This window comes from Salinimicrobium sp. CAU 1759, assembly GCF_054482715.1.
On the sequence record NZ_JBTLRK010000001.1, the window covers coordinates 1454006 to 1470757 of the forward strand.

General features: G+C 43.1%; 14 protein-coding genes. 5 read left to right on the forward strand and 9 right to left on the reverse strand.

The annotated features are described in order from the left end of the window. Positions 1–367 precede the first annotated feature (367 nt). Positions 368–1123: an SDR family oxidoreductase gene (locus ACXYMT_RS06475; protein WP_459058267.1), complete on the reverse strand. Its 756-nt coding sequence runs from the start codon at positions 1121–1123 to the stop codon at positions 368–370. Positions 1124–1593: 470 nt separating this feature from the next. Next, positions 1594–1749, reverse strand: a complete 156-nt coding sequence (locus ACXYMT_RS06480; protein WP_029038389.1) for a lmo0937 family membrane protein — start codon at positions 1747–1749, stop codon at positions 1594–1596. A 328-nt stretch (positions 1750–2077) separates the two neighbouring features. Between ACXYMT_RS06480 and ACXYMT_RS06485 the strand changes: the two genes are divergently transcribed. From ACXYMT_RS06485 to ACXYMT_RS06505, 5 genes are all read left to right on the forward strand, one after another. Continuing rightward, entirely contained in the window at positions 2078–3424 is a 1347-nt protein-coding gene (locus ACXYMT_RS06485; protein ID WP_459058268.1) for an FAD-dependent oxidoreductase, read from the forward strand. 1545 nt (positions 3425–4969) lie between these two features. Further along, complete coding sequence (locus tag ACXYMT_RS06490) at positions 4970–5515, forward strand: RNA polymerase sigma factor (protein WP_459058269.1); 546 nt, start codon at positions 4970–4972, stop codon at positions 5513–5515. Continuing rightward, a complete protein-coding gene (locus tag ACXYMT_RS06495; RefSeq protein ID WP_459058271.1) occupies positions 5499–6116 on the forward strand; it encodes a hypothetical protein in 618 nt (205 codons plus the stop codon). The genes ACXYMT_RS06490 and ACXYMT_RS06495 overlap by 17 nt, the downstream gene beginning before the upstream one ends. Next, on the forward strand, positions 6097–7494 hold the full coding sequence (locus ACXYMT_RS06500) for a YggN family protein (RefSeq protein WP_459058272.1): 1398 nt from the start codon (positions 6097–6099) through the stop codon (positions 7492–7494). The genes ACXYMT_RS06495 and ACXYMT_RS06500 overlap by 20 nt, the downstream gene beginning before the upstream one ends. Positions 7495–7515: 21 nt before the next feature. Beyond that, entirely contained in the window at positions 7516–8202 is a 687-nt protein-coding gene (locus ACXYMT_RS06505; protein WP_459058273.1) for a peptidoglycan DD-metalloendopeptidase family protein, read from the forward strand. Between the two features lie 201 nt (positions 8203–8403). On the opposite strand, the gene tnpA is transcribed toward ACXYMT_RS06505, so the two are convergent. The 7 genes from tnpA to secA form a co-directional block, all read right to left on the reverse strand. Beyond that, a complete protein-coding gene (gene tnpA, locus ACXYMT_RS06510) occupies positions 8404–8865 on the reverse strand; it encodes an IS200/IS605 family transposase (protein ID WP_459058274.1) in 462 nt (153 codons plus the stop codon). 607 nt (positions 8866–9472) lie between these two features. Then, on the reverse strand, positions 9473–10030 hold the full coding sequence (locus tag ACXYMT_RS06515) for a DUF2911 domain-containing protein (RefSeq protein WP_459058275.1): 558 nt from the start codon (positions 10028–10030) through the stop codon (positions 9473–9475). Between the two features lie 278 nt (positions 10031–10308). Beyond that, entirely contained in the window at positions 10309–10806 is a 498-nt protein-coding gene (locus tag ACXYMT_RS06520; protein ID WP_459058276.1) for a DUF2383 domain-containing protein, read from the reverse strand. Between the two features lie 147 nt (positions 10807–10953). Continuing rightward, positions 10954–11685 carry a VIT1/CCC1 transporter family protein gene (locus ACXYMT_RS06525; RefSeq protein WP_459058277.1) on the reverse strand — a complete coding sequence of 244 codons (732 nt, stop codon included), beginning with the start codon at positions 11683–11685 and terminating at the stop codon, positions 10954–10956. Between the two features lie 21 nt (positions 11686–11706). Next, on the reverse strand, positions 11707–12237 hold the full coding sequence (locus ACXYMT_RS06530) for an iron transporter (RefSeq protein WP_459058278.1): 531 nt from the start codon (positions 12235–12237) through the stop codon (positions 11707–11709). 217 nt (positions 12238–12454) lie between these two features. Then, positions 12455–12973 (reverse strand): DUF4199 domain-containing protein, encoded by a 519-nt coding sequence (locus ACXYMT_RS06535; protein WP_459058279.1) that lies wholly within the window; start codon positions 12971–12973, stop codon positions 12455–12457. Between the two features lie 345 nt (positions 12974–13318). Further along, a complete protein-coding gene (secA, locus tag ACXYMT_RS06540) occupies positions 13319–16678 on the reverse strand; it encodes a preprotein translocase subunit SecA (RefSeq protein WP_459058280.1) in 3360 nt (1119 codons plus the stop codon). Positions 16679–16752: the final 74 nt, after the last annotated feature.

Sequence of the window (16752 nt, forward strand, 5' to 3'; positions counted from 1 at the left end):
AGTTTTTGGGGTGGGGCAAAACGGGAAAAGGTAAAGCAAAAGTCTAACGGCGAAAAGCTGAGGGTATTAAAAAGAGGGTAACTCAGAAGCAGGAGATTGCCGCGGTCGCTCTAAAAGCTCCCTCGCAACGTACAGAAGCTAATAGCCAAAAGCCAAGAGCTAAAATAATGAGATCTCTCGTCGTATTCTCTTTCTACCGAAATAGAATACTCTGTCGAGATGACAGAAAAAAGCAACAGAAAAAAGCAACAGAAAAACCCGCAATCCAAAACCCGCAACCCGCAACTCGCAACAGTTTTAAACCTGCAACCTGCAACCTGGAACAGATTTTCAGCACTTCGTACTTCCCACCTCGTACTTCTAACTTCTACAATGCCTTGACACTCATCCCCCCATCAGCCACTATATTTTGTCCCGTGATAAAGGAAGATTTGTCCATAGCCAAAAATGCAATTATTGAAGCAATTTCTTCAGGCTCTGCGATGCGGTGCAGCGGAGTACGACGCAGGATCATTTCCTTGCGTTCCCCCTGAAGAACTGAATCGGTTAATGGAGTTCTCGTGTACCAGGGAGAAACTGCATTCACTCGTATTTGATCCCGTGCCCATTCTACTGCCAGACTTCGTGTTTGTTGTAGGAGCCCCGCTTTAGCCATGGCATATGGAGTGCCGGTACCTACATCCTGTGTAGCGGCAGCCGATGAGACATTGATGATCTTTCCGTTCTTTGAATTTACCAGTTGAGGATACAATTCTCTGGCGAGTAAAAATGGAGAGATAAGATTGGTCTCCAATACCTGCCTGTGTTCATCTTCAGAAATTTCGGTAGCTTTTTTCCGGATATTGATCCCGGCGTTATTTACCAGAACGGTGACAGCTTTCCAGTTGTTCCGGGTCCAGGCGGCAATTTTTTCACGATCTTCAGGTTTGGTTACATCGGCTACTATGCCTTTTACGGCATGTCCGTCCGCAGAGAATTCATCTTCTACTTTTAAGATATCATCAGCATTTCTTCCGGTGAAGAGCACCTCGGCACCCAACTTTAGAAATTCCAGCACCGTAGCACGACCTATTCCTTTAGATCCACCTGTGATTACTGCTGTTTGTCCTTTTAAATTCCACATTTTTTAAGGATTAATGATTAATGATTAATGTTTAAGGATTAATTTACTTGAGCCTTGAGCCTTGAGCCTTGAGCCTTGAGCCTAGAGTTAAGACTTTAGAACGGATGCTTGTGCAATCTGCTATTTCTATCTGCTTTTCCCGGCTCCCTTAAGGGATGGGGTAAAACGGGAAAAGTAATTTCTTATACGCGCAGATTTGCAATCCGTGACGAGTAACCTTAAAAAATAAAGCTTAAAGGCCATCAGCTAAAGCTACAAAAAAATACTGCCTACTAATTACTGCGCACTGCCGACTAATTCGTACTTCTAACTTCTAAAATCTAACTTCACAAATTCAACTTCCCAGAAACGGAGAGACCACCTCAAATAAAGACAAGAAAATTTAAAAAACCATTCTAAATCAATGGTAGATTCAGCATTCTTCTCAATACTTAACGAGGCGGCCTCTGTTCTATAACGGGAAATCTATTTTAGAGACTTCTTCCGGTCAAAAGTTTATAAATGATCAGGATCACGGCGATCACGATCAGGATGTGAATTATACTGCCAAGGTCGGGAAAGGCAAAATAGCCTATCAACCATCCAATGATCAGTAAAACAATAATAAGCCATACTAGATCTCTCATAACTTTCATTTTTATGCAATCTGGAGATTGCGGGTTAGGGTTTGTTGGTTAATGCACCTGCAAGAAGTCAGTCTCATTAGAGGCTTCTTACAGATCATCTAATAAATGTACGAAAGGTTCTTTAACAAAAATCCACTTTAACGGAGGTTTAACGGCAGCAGCTCTGCGGCTATTCCGGGTTCAAGATTCAAGGTTCAAAATTTTAAAATTCGAATTTTTGCTTCCTCAGCTACTATTATATATGGAATAGTTTAATCTCCGAACTCCGAATTCTCGACTCCGAACTACAGGACCGGCAACCGGAAAAAATTGTATTTTCGCAAACGACATGCAGCACTCAAAAAACATTGCCATTGTAGGTACGGGCCTTGTAGGTTCTTTACTTGCCCTTCATCTCAAACAAAAAGGACATACTGTCACGGTTTTCGATAGGCGGCCCGATGTTCGCACTGTTGAATTTTCCGGTCGTTCTATTAACCTTGCAATGTCCAATCGTGGCTGGAAAGCACTGCGCGAGGCCGGGATCGAGGAGGAGGTGAGGAAACTGGCCATTCCACTTTATCGGCGTGCCATGCATGTCAACAGCAGTCCGGTGTATTTTCAGAATTATGGAAAAGAAGGAGAAGCTATCTATTCTATTTCCCGCGGTGTACTTAACCGGAAGATGATCGACCTGGCAGAAGCTGCCGGCGCCGAATTTAGGTTTGAAGAGAAGGTTTGGGACGTGGATCTCGCTGAAGCTAAGCTCTACACCGGTGAATCTGAAAAAGGTAATTGGCAGGAGTACGACTTTGATCTCATTTTTGGAGCCGATGGTGCCTTTTCCCGCGTTCGGCACAAGATGCAGCGCCAAAGCAGGTTCAATTATTCCCAACATTTTATCGATGTGGGCTATAAGGAGTTGCGCATTGCTGCCAATGCCGATGGTTCCCATAAGCTGGACAAGAATTCCTTCCATATCTGGCCCCGCGGCAAGTTTATGCTAATCGCTATGCCTAACCTCGACGGGAGTTTTACCTGCACCCTCTTTTTGCCTTTTGAAGGGGAGCATTCCTTTGAAACCCTGACTTCTGAAGCTGCTGCCGAAAGTTTTTTTGCTGAATTTTTCCCCGATATCAAGGATGAGATCTCTAACCTCACCCGTGACTTCTTCAAAAATCCAACCAGTGCCCTGGTGACGGTGAAGTGTTTCCCGTGGAGCTACTATGACAAGATCGCCCTGGTGGGAGATGCTGCCCACGCTGTTGTTCCGTTCTACGGACAGGGGATGAATGCAGGATTTGAAGATATTTCTGAACTCAGCAGGCTCGAGGATGAATTTGGAGACGACTGGGAAAAGATCTTTGCACATTATCAAAAACTTCGGAAGCCGAATGCCGATGCAATTGCTGAACTCAGCTACAGGAATTTTATGGAGATGAGTAGCAAAACCGCGAATCCCAAATTTTTACTTCGGAAGAAGATCGAAAAACACTTCGCTGAAAAATATCCTGAAGAGTGGATCCCTGTCTATTCCCGCGTTACATTTTCTGAAGCTCCATATGCTGAAGCTTTAAAATTAGGAGATAAACAGGCTGCTATTATGGACGAAGTGATGCAAATTCCTGCTATTGAAGAAAAATGGAATTCAGCTGAAGTAGAGCAGAAGATCCTGGAAATGCTGAAAGAAAGTTAGAAGGACGAAGTACGACTTTAGAAGTACGACTTTGTACGAATTGAGAATTTTTTTCATCATTCAGGGAAAAGCTTTTGTTGAGCAAAGACTCTCTTATTGTTGATTATTCCCGCAGAACTACTTCCCAAAAATGTCATTTTATAGACTCATTCCGTTTAGATTTTCCTGACCACAGACCACTGACCACTGATCACTGCTTTAAACTGTCCTCCGGCCTCCTTCCACTAAAAAAAAGACTTCTCAGTCGCTGAAAACGCTCCTTCGAAATGACAGTCGATTGTCATCCCGACAGAACTTCCTGACCGGCAGGGAAGGAAGTGACGAGGGATCTCAAATTTCTACCTTAAACTGTCTGGAAGAATTACCTTCCAAAAATGTCATTTTCAACACCTCCTCCTATCCACTTTCCTCCGACCTCCGTCCACTAAAAGAGATTTCTCAGTCGCTGAAAAAGCTCCTTCGAAATGAAAGTCGATTGTCATCCCGACAGAACTTCCTGACCGGCAGAGAAGGAAGTGACGAGGGATCTCAAGTTCTTCTATTAAATCCCTATAAAATGTCATTTATAAAATCATTCCAGCTACATTTTCCTGACCACTGATCACTGATCACTGCTTTAAACCGTCCTCCGACCTCCGTCCACTAAAAAAAAGATTTCTCAGTCGCTGAAAAAGCTCCTTCGAAATGACAGGCGATTGTCATCCCGACAGAACTTCCTGACCGGCAGAGAAGGAAGTGACGAGGGATCTCAACTTCCCCTATTATAATTTAGTCGGTCACTAAAAAGGAGCGGAGTGTAGTGATGAATCTAATTTTCCTTAACTTTTTCACGCAGAGGGCGCAAAGAATGCGAAAAGAGCGCAGAATTACCTTTCAAAAATGCCATTTCCAGCACCTCTTCCATCGACTAAAGAGATTTCTCAGTCGCTGAAAAAGCTCCTTCGAAATGACAGTCGATTGTCATCCCGACAGAAATTCCTTACCGGCAGAGAGGGAAGTGACGAGGGATCTCAACTTCCTTATATTATAATTTAGTCTGTCACTAAGAAAGAGCGGAGTGTAGTGATGAATCTAATTTTCCTTAATTTTTTCACGCAGAGGGCGCAAAGAATGCGCAAAGAGCGTAGAATTACCTTTCAAAAATGCCATTTCCAGCACCTCTTCGTGTCCACTAAAAAAGAGATTTCGGAGCTTTTCAGGATAGGAAAAATCCTTCCGTAAAATTATCCCTATAAAATGTCATTTTATAGACTCATTCCGGTTAACGTTTTCCTGACCACTGACCACTGACCACTGCTTTAAACTGTCCTCCGACCTCCGTCCACTAAAAAAGAGATTTCTCAGTCGCTAGAACAGCTCCATCGAAATGACAGAACACAACCGGCCATAGGAAGAACCTGCAACCTGCAACCTGCAACATCTTCAACCCGTAACCCGCAACTTTTCAAACCTCTTCAGAAAAAAATCTACATTTATTGAAATTTTTTGCAACGCGGCGGATTTTTCGTCGTCTTTAAAGTGAAACCCAACCAAACTGAAGTTATTTTGATACAACATCAATTAATAGAGGCTTGCAAACAGAACGACCGCAGGGCACAGCTTAAGCTTTACAACAAGTATTGCGAAGGCATGTACTATGTGGCCCAGAGGTTCATCAATGATCCGTTTGAAGCTGAAGATGCCATGCAGGAGGCTTTCATCAAAGCCTTTGAGAAGCTGGCGCAGTTCACCGGAGAGGTGTCATTTGGAGCCTGGCTTAAACGGATCGTGATCAACAAATGCCTCGATAAGCTCAAGGCCCGAAAACTGGAAACAGTAGCAGTGAATGAGCAGATCCTGGGGACTGTAGAAGAAGAGGAGAACTGGAATATAGATGACGGGATAGGGCTTGAAGAGGTCAAGAATACCATGGAGCAACTTCCGGAGAAATACAAATATCCGCTAATGTTGTACCTGGTGGAAGGTTATGATCACCAAGAAATTTCAGAAATATTAGATATCTCGCAGGTTGCCTCAAGAACTCTGGTGCATCGCGGCAAGAAAAAATTACAGGAAGAACTTAAAGTTAAAAGACATGGCACAGGATATTAGAAAGATGTTGCAGGAAGACAGACCGTTACCTTCCAAACCCCCAAAAGGACACCAAAAGAGATTTGAGGCGAGGCTGGAGAAAGCCTTTCCGCAGGAAGAGCAGGAGAGTAGCTCCAACAGGAATTTCTTCTTCCTCAAAATAGCTGCAGTATTAATAATTGTGCTGGGAGTAGGATTCTTTTTCCTCAACCGGGAGGCTGAGTTCACAGGACCACAGGTTACTGATGCTCCTGTTGAGGTGGAAGCTGAAGCCTCAGAAGAGCTTCCGGTAACAAAGGAATACCAGTTAAGCGATGAATCCCCGGAATTTAAGAAAATAGAAGATTTCTACCTGGCCAGCTTAAATATTGAACTTGCCAAACTGGAGGTAAACGACTCAAACAAAGCTCTTGTTGATTCTTTTATGAAGCAATTGGCAGGACTGGATGAAGAGTATAAAAGGCTGAATGCCGAGATCAACGAGACCGGACTTTCAGAAAGTAGTGTGGAAGCATTGATCTCCAACCTGCAGCTTAGACTGGAATTATTGTACAAACTGAAGAATAAAATCAAAGATATCAATCGATCTAAAATCAAAGAAAATGAAAACTATCAGGCTTAAAACCGCGATCATTGCTCTGCTATGTGCGACAACGGCACTGGCGCAGACGAGCAAACACAATAAGACCTATAAGACGAACAAAGATGTAACTGTTAACATCGATGCCCGCCACACTCAGGTGAATGTTGAGTACTGGGATCAAAACCAGGTACAGGTTTCGGCTTATCTCGAAGGAGGTGAGGAGAACAAAACAAAATCAATCGAATCCTGGAAACTTGACGTGGATGCATCGGCTTCAGAAGTGAAAATCACTTCTCAGGCTACACCGGGTGGACCGGGTGACTTTAACATGGCTTCACTGCAGGCTCCCTTGGCAAAACTTCCGGAAATGATTGGTCCACTTACTGAAATGGTTGGTCCGATGCTGGAAAGTCTTTCAGGAAATCCACTTCCGCCGGAATTCTATGCGAACATGGGAGAGATCCATTTCGATTATGAGCAGTATCAGAAAGATGGTGACAAGTACATTCAGAAGTTTGAACAAAGAATCGAAAAGAACTTTGGGAAAGATTTTGAAAAGGCCATGGAAGAATGGGCTCAAAAATTCGAAAAAGATTCGGCTTTGTGGAAGAGCCATGAAAAGAAAATGGAAGCCTGGGGAGAAGATTTTGAAAAAAAGATGGAAGTCTGGGGCGAATCCTTTGGAAGAGACATGGAAAAATGGGGTGAATCCTTTGGAAAGGAAATGGAAGCCTGGGCTGCCGATATAGAGAAACAGGCAAAAGCACAGGAGGCAAAAACGGGAAAAAAGGTGATCATTCTTAAAGACCATACTACAGCTCAAAAAATATTGAAGATTAAAATGCCAAGGAATGGACAGCTTAAATTGAATGTTCGCCATGGGGAAGTGAAACTTGCTGGTGCTACTAATAATGTGCGAGGTGAGGTTTCGCACTCAAAGTTCAGCGCGGCAGAGATCGGCGGAAAAAATACGAGCTTGAAAGTGGCTTATAGTCCAGTGCTCATCAAGAACTGGAAGTACGGAGTTTTGAATGCAGCTTACGTACAGGAGCTCAAAATTGAAAAGGCTGAAAGTTTGAAGCTCGATTGCAATGCCAGTGATGTTCATATCAAAGAGTTGGGTGAGACTGGAATTCTTTCAGGAACTTTTGGGGAATTGAGAATTGATAAAGTAGCACCCGGATTCAAGAACCTGGATATCACGTTGGAAAATTCAGATCTCGTTTTGGACCTTCCGGAGAGTGCTTTCAATTTTACATATAACGGGACTAACAGCGAAGTTGAATATCCCAAAGGATTGAAGCTTACTTCCAGCAACTCCTATGACAATCAAAAGCTGAAAGGTTTTCACGGCAGTCAGGGTGCCGGGGCAACTATAAATATTCATGCTAAATTCAGCGAAGTCAAGTTGAAGTAACTATTTTTGGCAAAAAATTAAATGCCAAACCATAAAATTTTAACCGGCCTCACCTCAGGATTTACTCCTGTGATCGATGCCGGTTTTTCTTTTGACCAATATCGACATGTTGATCTGTCTGTAAATAATACTGAATTGTCTCAGGCGCAGCTGGATTCTCCTGAAGCTATGCAGGAATACCTTAATGAATTTCTTCGGAAGCAAGGCGGAACAGTTGCCTGGGGAGGCTACAATGAACACCGCGGACTCTACAAGCGTAGCGGACTTTTTTCTTCAGCTGAAGAAGAGGAGTTGATCAGGAACAGGCATATTGGGATAGATGTCTGGGCACCTGCGGGAACAGCTGTGCTGGCAGTTCTCGATGCAAAGATCCATAGCTTCAAAGACAATAATAATTTTGGCGACTACGGACCAACAGTTATCCTGGAGCACGAATCTGAAGCCGGAAAATTTTACACCCTGTATGGTCATCTTCAAAGGGACTCAATAAAAGATTTACAAGTAGGGCAGGAGGTAAAGCAGGGCGAGCAGATCGCCGCTCTTGGTGATGCATCAGAGAATGGAAATTACGCTCCACATCTACATTTCCAGATCATCCTCGACCTGCAGGGGAACAAAGGAGATTATCCAGGAGTTTCTAGTAAAAAGGAATTGGATTTCTATCTCAATAATTGTCCAGATCCAAATTTGTTGTTGAAGATTTCTTAGATCCGTAAGGGATCACAAGTCGATGGTAGGAAACATTAGAAAGACAACGATCCCGTAGGGATCAGAGGTTGGTAGTTCCGTCAGGAAAACAGGATGAGATAATAAAGGTCCCGTAGGGACCAAAGACCGGTAGTTCCAGAGGAACGTTAGAGTTTGAAGCCCCGTAGGGGGCGACAGGTTATCTTAGCACAAGAAACAGGATCAGCTTAGGTCATTGAAAATATATTTCGAATCATAAGGTATTTCAAGCTCCTCCAAGATCGTTATATATTCCTGTTTAAAAGTTTTTTTCCTGTGATGCTCTTCCTGGTTCTCGATATACCTGATTAGCCTTGGAACCTGAGATCTGGAATACGAAAATGCGCCATAACCCTCCTGCCATGCAAATTTCTCTTTCGTCAATTTTTCCTCATTGATCCATTTTGAAGAACTAGCTTTCACATCCTGCATTAAGCTGGAAATAGATTGTTCTGTTCTAAAACCTACTAGAAGGTGCAAATGATCTGGCATTCCATTGATAATTAGTAATTTGTGACCGTTCTTTCGGATGATGCCTGTTATGTATTGATAAAGCCTTTCTTTCCAATGAGGCTGAATTTGGCCTTGCCTGAATTTTACTGCAAAAATGAAATGCAAATGAATTTGGGTGTAGGTGTTTGGCATATAAATCTATTTACCTAAAGATATTAAAGAACAGAACGATCTGTCGTCCCTACGGGACTTTTTTTGGTTGCTACGGCGCTTTGCGCCTACCGAGCTTTTGCCCCTCTGGGGCTATTCATTTGAAGTGTGGCAGATACCTCACGGTTAAAATTGCGACTGTTAAAAGGGAAATAGAAAAGAAAAGATTGTTTAGTTCCGTAGGGACCCGAGATTGGTTGTTAAGTAGGAAGCAGATAATTACAGCCCCTTAGGGGCGACAGATCAAAAACAATTAATTCTGAAGAAGAGAAAGCATTAGACATGAAATTTTTAAAACACCTCCCACAAACGCCTTTAAGATGCCCGGACCCGCTCAAGGGTTTCAGGATCTTCTACTACCCATAGGTCCCTAAGGGATCTTTTCAATACTTATATGTATCAATCGAAAAATGCTATTTAAGCAAATTCCGATTTGCCTTGTTTTCGCAATTACTGTCCCGTCAGGGACAATATATGGGTAGAAAATCAAATAGAAATTCCCAAACCGTGCCGTAGGTACGGGATGTAAAATATTGGGTAATCAAAATTTAATAACTTTATATTTCAAAATCATCTCCCAAAAGGCCTTTTAAGAAGCCCTCACCCTCTCGATCTTCTCCGGATCCTTAACGGGCACCTGTATAAGAGTTTGGTCCCATACCAGGTTGAAGTTGATAAGCCCTTGTTTTTCTTCAAAGTAAATTGTGAATTGTTCTACTGGATTTTCCAGCTTTCTCACCGGCACCTCTATTGTTAATACATCGTACTCCGGAATCCGGGAGGGGAGTTTGTCGGCGGTAATGCCCCAGGGGTACATTTCAGAATTGAAGATCACCTTCCATGACTCCGGTCCCGGAATGGTCCAGAGCGTATAGGTGCCGGCTGGGAGAGGGGAACCATCAACCAAAATATCTTTAGAGGTGAAAAATGTGGTAGCTTCGTTTGCACCCGTGCGCCAGACTTCATTATACGGAACAAGTCCGCCGAAGATCTCTCTGTCTTTTTTATAGGGGCGGTTATAAAAAATCTCCAGTTCCAGATCTCCGCTGCTGAACTCAACAGTATCTTCGGGACTGAATGATTTTGTATTGTTCTTAAAGATGATGTAAGTGAGCATAATCGCTCCCAAAACAATCAAGAATCCCAAAAAGCTTTTTTTGAAGGTGCTTCGCATACTCTAAGGTAAACAATTTCCAGGCCAACCTTTGAAGGATTAAGGCTTAAGGAGTAATGGATAAGATTAGATTAGATGACAGTAATTTTAAATGACAATGCCCTACCAACGGCCAATGGCTAAAAGCTATTAGCCAATGGCCTTTTCCGTTATAGATTCTTCAGTCGCTCTCGCAGCTCCTTCTGAATGACAAAGGAAGTAAAAATAAAAAAAGCCCCAAAAGGGGCTCACATATATAGATCGTCCGGAGACTACATTGCCTTTAACTTTCGAACTCTCGGCCTGTTGTGAGGGTCAAGAGCTTCCTCTCCCGATTCATATTTCAGGCACTTCTGGATTGCGCTTTCAATAGTTTCTTTTTGCTTTTTCAGAATTTTCAGTATTTCCTTAGGTAAAGCTTTTCCTTCGAGGAGTTCGTTGTAAAGCGCCAGATTTTCCTCGTCTTTTTTTCTGCATTTTTTCAGCAGTTTTAGAGGTCTGGTCTTCACTAAAGCTTTTCTCTCCTCCCTCCAGTCGCGGTCCAGGTTTCCTTTCTGCACCCATTCTTTGGCGGGTTCCACCCCTGCCTGTACCAGCTGTTCAGAGATTTCATAGCTAAAGCGATTTCTGTTTACAGTCTCGTGATTGAAAAATCGCTTCAATTCAACTTGCTGTACATCTTCGCCAGCATTATAATAAATACGTTCTGCTTCAAAACTTTCTGTAAGCAGCCAATTCAACTTCTTAAATTTTGAGTAACGATCTTCCATAGTTAGTGTCTTTATGATTCGAAGATAATTACAGAACCGGATTGCTATCTGCCAACCTATTGTTAATTCGCTGATTTTTAATAGAATATTCAGTAAAATTTAAGAATATGAAAGGTGCCGTTAAGAAAATGGATACATGGAATCTTCCTACAGCGCTACAAACATTTTTTCGAGGACATCTCCCACAAAATAAGCCAGGAAAGCAGCCAAACCTCCCAGCAGGAGGGTCTCTAAAATGCCAATGATGACATTCTTTTCTGTAACTATACTTTTAAGGCTGCCCACTATAGCAAGGGCCACTCCCGTCAAAATGCAGGAATACAGAAAAAGGTCCTGCTGAATGGAAGGTCCTGTTCCCGTTAAAACATAAGAAAGCAAGGGAACCGAACCTACAATAACAAAGCTGAAGAAGGTCATTCCAGCGGTTTTCCAGGGAGCTTTATCGCTTTTGACCATTTCCAGTTCTTCCTTCATCATAGTATCCACCCATACATCTTTATCGGCGGTAATCACCTCCACTACTTGTTCGAGCAATTCTCCCTTAAAGCCTTTAGCAGCATAAATTTCCCGGATTTCCTGAACTTCCTTTTCCCGCAAATTCTCAATTTCCCAGTATTCTACTTGTTTGTGCCGTTCAAAAGTATCTCTTTCGGCTTTTGTAGAAAAGAAATTGCCCACGCTCATAGAAAAGCCGTCGGCAATAAGATTGGCCAGTCCTAAAATGATCACCACCTCGATCCCCAGGCTCGCACCCTCGGCCCCCGCAACAACAGCGAAAGTAGTGATAGCACCGTCGATGCCACCGTAGACGAATTCAACAATATAATCTTTATTGAAAAAGAGGATCTTCTCGCGGGAATGAAGTTTAGCTTCCTTCATTTGGTTGGCTTTGGCAAAAGTTTATTCGGGTCCGTGAGGTTCTCTTCCGGTTTCCATCTCGATCTCCATCTCCACCCTCACATCCTTTTCATATCTTTTCCCCTTGATCTCGTCATGCCGGTGAAAATCGGGTGCCGGGATCTCTAGCTGTACTTTATATTTTCCTTCCTTCGGAATTTTAAAGAAAGCACCGTAGTGGAGTAGGAAAGGATGCCACAGGAGTGGAAAATCGGTCTCAATGATCTGCTTTCCATTTTCATCCAGTACCTTTCCGCGGATCTTTAGTCCCGGAATAAATCTCTTATCCTTTTTATCTCTTACCACAACCTCCAGGTGTGTATTAAAACCTTCTTTTGGAGTTTTCCACTCCAGCTTTCCACCTTCGAGCTGGTAAGTGCCTTCAGCCTCTTCAGAAGCCAGACTAATTATATAATCATCTACCTCTTTTTCGGCGTGGTTGTCGATTTCTTTCATATAATCCAGGGCTGCAGAATATGCTTTGCCCTGGTCTTCGGCCAGCTTGATCTTTTTTTGGTTGTCTTCAATTTTCATTTTCTGAATATCTTAAAGGTTAGTCTCTTTAAGGTAAGAACAAGCTCTTATCTTTGCTGCTAATGCCCTGTTAAAATAGGGGTCCCAAAATGTCATTTTTGAAGCTGATCTTTTTCTAAAGTTCCGCCCTAAGTTTAGGTTCAGGGTTAAGAACAAGAGCACTGTCCTGTCAAAAATGTCTTTTCTTCGGAAGATTTTTGGAGGATCCCTCCGGTCCTTATCTGTAGGGAGTAGTTCCTTTTACCTGATGTGGATTCGGCACCTTCCGCCTAAGGATGAGAGCTGCAATGGCTGCCGTGATCAAGCCTGTTATTGCTGCCCAGACCATACTTTGCATGATGTAATTTTTTGTGCTGAAATAAGTTTCTGCTTCCTCCCGACTCATTTCTCCCGCTTCTACTGAATAATCGGTGATATTCCTGAAATAATCCGGAGTGATTATTTCACTTATAAGAAGCTGTACGAAAGGAGAGAGGATGACGATCCCCAAAGTCAATATTGCTCCTGACTTAAATCCTTCCTGCCAGCTCATAAAGCCGTTATGAAAATTTTTTCTCTTGTCATAAAGTGCCAGAAGGTAAATTCCAATTGCTACTATAGCAAAAAAGCTGGTATAGAAAGCATGATCTGCAATGTACTCGTCGTGTAGGCCAAAGAATTTCTCTCCCACCATCCAAAGGATCATAGCGACAGAAAAGATGATGGCCCATTTGATCTCGATGCGATATTTGCTCATGTCATGAAGGTTAGTTGTTTAAAAATACGAAAAAAAGGATCTTTTCCGGGTCGTCAACCTAAACTTGTTTCAGGTTCTTTATTATGAAAGATCGATTTAATGAGATGAATAAATTCAGCATGACGAAGGTTGCGGAAGTCAACCTGTCTTGAAGCTTCGGGAGTTTCAGGTGCTACTTTACCCTGACTGAATTAAGTAGATGCAGAAATAAATTCAGCATGACACGTCACTTCTTTTAAATAGAAAAAGCCTGAAAAACATTTTTGCTTTTCAGGCTTTTTCAAAGTTATTCGTTAATAGTTATTAGTTATTGGGCTTTACTAACCATTAACTGTTCACATTTCACTACTCATCAACAAGCACCCAATCTCCTTTGTCGAGTAGCGGAATGGCTTGTTTGAACTTCATGCTCTTGTTCTCTCCGGTCATTACGTTCTTGATCGTGACTTTATCATTACGACCTATTTTTGGGCGTTCCCTGGTAATGGTTTCGGTCACCTGTGGACGACGCTGCTGAGTCTGGCCTGCGGCCCTGCTCTGTGCAGCCCTCTCATCCATATTCGGGATCTCTTCTTTTGAAGTCTCAATGTCCTCTCTTTTCCTGGTCTGTCTCGCCTCCCGGATCTGTGCCGGATTTGGAGCAGGAAGTTCTCCCTTAAACAGGAATGAAATTACATCTTTATTTACCTGGTCAAGCATCACCTTGAAGAGTTCAAAAGCTTCGAACTTGTAGATCAACAGTGGATCTTTCTGCTCGTGTACTGCAAGCTGAACGCTCTGCTTTAATTCGTCCATCTTTCTGAGGTGGGTTTTCCACGCATCGTCAATAATGGCCAAACTAATATTCTTTTCAAAGTCGGTGATCAACTGTTTTCCTTCAGACTCGTAAGCTTTTTCAAGATTCGTGACCACTTGAAGTGTCTTTACTCCATCAGTAAATGGTACAGCAATTCTTTCAAAGCTGTTGCCTTTATCCTCCCAAACCTGCTTGATCACAGGATAGGCAGCCTCGGCATTGTGCTTCATCTTCTCACGATAATGCTCATAAGCAGCTTTATAGATCACCTGCGCGATCTTCTGGAAGTCCATTTTATCAAATTCCTCTTCAGTAATAGGAGAACTCATGGAGAAATAACGGATCAACTCGAACTCAAAGTTCTTGAAGTCGCTCGCCAGCTTATTAGTTTCCGCAATACCTTCCGAAGTATCATAGATCATATTGGCAATATCCACTCTCAATCTATCCCCAAACAAGGCGTGGTAGCGGCGTTTATAAACCACCTCACGCTGGGCATTCATCACATCGTCATATTCCAATAGTCGCTTACGAACCCCAAAGTTGTTCTCTTCCACTTTCTTCTGAGCGCGCTCAATGGATTTTGAGATCATGGAATGCTGGATCACTTCTCCTTCTTCCAGACCCATACGGTCCATTAGTTTCGCGATCTTTTCTGAACCAAAGAGACGCATCAGGTTATCTTCAAGAGACACGTAGAACTGGGAACTACCGGGATCTCCCTGTCGTCCTGCACGACCTCTAAGCTGCCTGTCCACACGTCTTGAATCGTGACGCTCGGTACCTACAATGGCAAGACCGCCCGCATCTTTTACCTCTTTGGACAGCTTAATATCTGTACCACGACCCGCCATGTTGGTGGCAATGGTCACAACGCCCGAGTTACCTGCTTCGGCAACAATGTCGGCCTCTTTCTTGTGCAGTTTCGCATTAAGTACGTTGTGAGGCACATTCCGCAGCTTAAGCATACGGCTAAGCAATTCTGAAATTTCTACGGAAGTAGTACCTATAAGCACAGGTCTACCCGCTCTGGAAAGTTCGGTCACATGCTCGATCACTGCATTATATTTCTCACGCTTGGTCTTGTAGACCAGGTCTTCTTTATCTTTTCTGGCAATAGGACGGTTTGTCGGAATTTCCACCACATCAAGTTTGTAGATCTCCCAGAACTCCCCGGCTTCGGTTACAGCAGTACCGGTCATCCCGGAAAGTTTGCTGTACATCCTAAAGTAGTTCTGAAGCGTCACCGTAGCAAAGGTTTGCGTGGCATCCTCGATCTTCACATTTTCCTTAGCTTCGATCGCCTGGTGGAGCCCGTCACTGTAACGACGTCCTTCCATGATACGGCCGGTTTGCTCATCAACGATCTTCACTTTGTTATCCATCACCACATATTCGGTATCTTTCTCGAACAGGGTGTACGCCTTCAACAGCTGACGCATAGTGTGGATACGCTCACTCTTCACGCTGTAATCACGGAAAAGCTCTTCTTTCTTTTCAGCTTCTTCTTCTTTGGAAAGACCTTCTTTTTCGATCTTGGCGATCTCCATCCCGATCTCGGGCATTACAAAGAAATCAGGATCATCTTTCCCAGAAAGGAATTCAATTCCCTTATCGGTAAGATCGATCTGGTTGTTTTTTTCCTCGATAACAAAATATAATTCGGCATCAACCGTAGGCATTTCCCGGTTGTTATCGGCCATATATTTATTTTCGGTCTTTTGTAAAAGGGCTTTTATACCTTCCTCACTCAAAAATTTAATAAGAGCTTTATTCTTCGGAAGTCCGCGGTAAACGCGCAGTAATTGCAATCCGCCTTCTTCAGTATTTCCTGAAGCAATAAGCTTTTTAGCTTCAGCAAGAACCCCGGTAAGATATTTTCTCTGTACCTCAACGATGTTGGCAATAGCGGGCTTCAGCTGGTCAAATTCATGTACATCTCCCTTCGGAATGGGCCCCGAAATGATCAAAGGTGTTCTCGCATCATCGATAAGTACCGAATCCACCTCATCTACAATAGCGTAGTTGTGTGGACGCTGAACCAGATCATCGGGTGAATGCGACATGTTATCCCGCAGGTAATCAAATCCAAATTCGTTGTTGGTTCCGTAGGTGATATCAGCATTATAGGCTTTTCTCCGTGCTGCGGAATTCGGCCTGTGGTAATCTATACAATCCACACTTAATCCATGGAACTGGAAAAGCGGAGCCATCCACGCGCTGTCACGCTTGGCCAGGTAATCATTCACAGTAACCAGGTGGACCCCATTGCCGGTAAGGGCGTTGAGGTACATGGGAAGCGTAGCCACAAGAGTTTTACCTTCCCCTGTCTGCATCTCTGCAATTTTTCCCTGGTGCATGGCAACCCCACCAATTAGCTGTACATCGTAGTGCACCATATCCCAGGTGACAGGTTTACCTGCAGCATCCCAGGAGTTCTTCCAGATCGCGTGATCGCCATCGAGGGTCACGTAATCTTTTTCGGCAGAAAGCTCACGGTCGTAAGCTGAGGCCGTCACTTTTAATTCGGTATTTTCTTTAAAACGCTTGGCTGTTTCCTTAACGGTAGCAAATGCTTCCGGCAGGATCTCATTTAAAACACCTTCAGAAATTTCGTAGGACTTTTCTTTTAAAGCGTCTATTTCGGCGTAGATATCTTCTTTTCGGGTAATGTCTTCAGAGGCATCGGCTTCAGCATTCAAAGTCTCCATCTGCTCATTCACTTCCTTAATGGCCTCGTGTAATCTGGTCTTAAAAGAAAGGGTTTTTGCTCGCAGCTCGTCAAGAGAAAGAGCTTCAAATTCCTTTTCGAGAGCGAGGATCTTATTGACTATAGGCTGAATCTCCTTAATGTCCTTCTTAGACTTGTCGCCGACAAAAACTTTCAATACGGTATCTAAAAAACTCATATGTTTTTGTGGATTTTAATATGTCAAAGTTAAGCAAAAAAAAAGCCTCAAATCTGAGACTTTTTTCTGCGTTA

What these genes read in the sequence shown, in the direction of transcription:
- tnpA (WP_459058274.1), bottom strand. Translation starts at nt 8,865, where the DNA reads ATGCCAAACACCTACACCCAAATTCATTTGCATTTCATTTTTGCAGTA.
- ACXYMT_RS06495 (WP_459058271.1), top strand. Translation starts at nt 5,499, where the DNA reads ATGGCACAGGATATTAGAAAGATGTTGCAGGAAGACAGACCGTTACCT.
- ACXYMT_RS06475 (WP_459058267.1), bottom strand. Translation starts at nt 1,123, where the DNA reads ATGTGGAATTTAAAAGGACAAACAGCAGTAATCACAGGTGGATCTAAA.
- ACXYMT_RS06520 (WP_459058276.1), bottom strand. Translation starts at nt 10,806, where the DNA reads ATGGAAGATCGTTACTCAAAATTTAAGAAGTTGAATTGGCTGCTTACA.
- secA (WP_459058280.1), bottom strand. Translation starts at nt 16,678, where the DNA reads ATGAGTTTTTTAGATACCGTATTGAAAGTTTTTGTCGGCGACAAGTCT.
- ACXYMT_RS06535 (WP_459058279.1), bottom strand. Translation starts at nt 12,973, where the DNA reads ATGAGCAAATATCGCATCGAGATCAAATGGGCCATCATCTTTTCTGTC.
- ACXYMT_RS06485 (WP_459058268.1), top strand. Translation starts at nt 2,078, where the DNA reads ATGCAGCACTCAAAAAACATTGCCATTGTAGGTACGGGCCTTGTAGGT.
- ACXYMT_RS06500 (WP_459058272.1), top strand. Translation starts at nt 6,097, where the DNA reads ATGAAAACTATCAGGCTTAAAACCGCGATCATTGCTCTGCTATGTGCG.
- ACXYMT_RS06505 (WP_459058273.1), top strand. Translation starts at nt 7,516, where the DNA reads ATGCCAAACCATAAAATTTTAACCGGCCTCACCTCAGGATTTACTCCT.
- ACXYMT_RS06525 (WP_459058277.1), bottom strand. Translation starts at nt 11,685, where the DNA reads ATGAAGGAAGCTAAACTTCATTCCCGCGAGAAGATCCTCTTTTTCAAT.
- ACXYMT_RS06480 (WP_029038389.1), bottom strand. Translation starts at nt 1,749, where the DNA reads ATGAGAGATCTAGTATGGCTTATTATTGTTTTACTGATCATTGGATGG.
- ACXYMT_RS06530 (WP_459058278.1), bottom strand. Translation starts at nt 12,237, where the DNA reads ATGAAAATTGAAGACAACCAAAAAAAGATCAAGCTGGCCGAAGACCAG.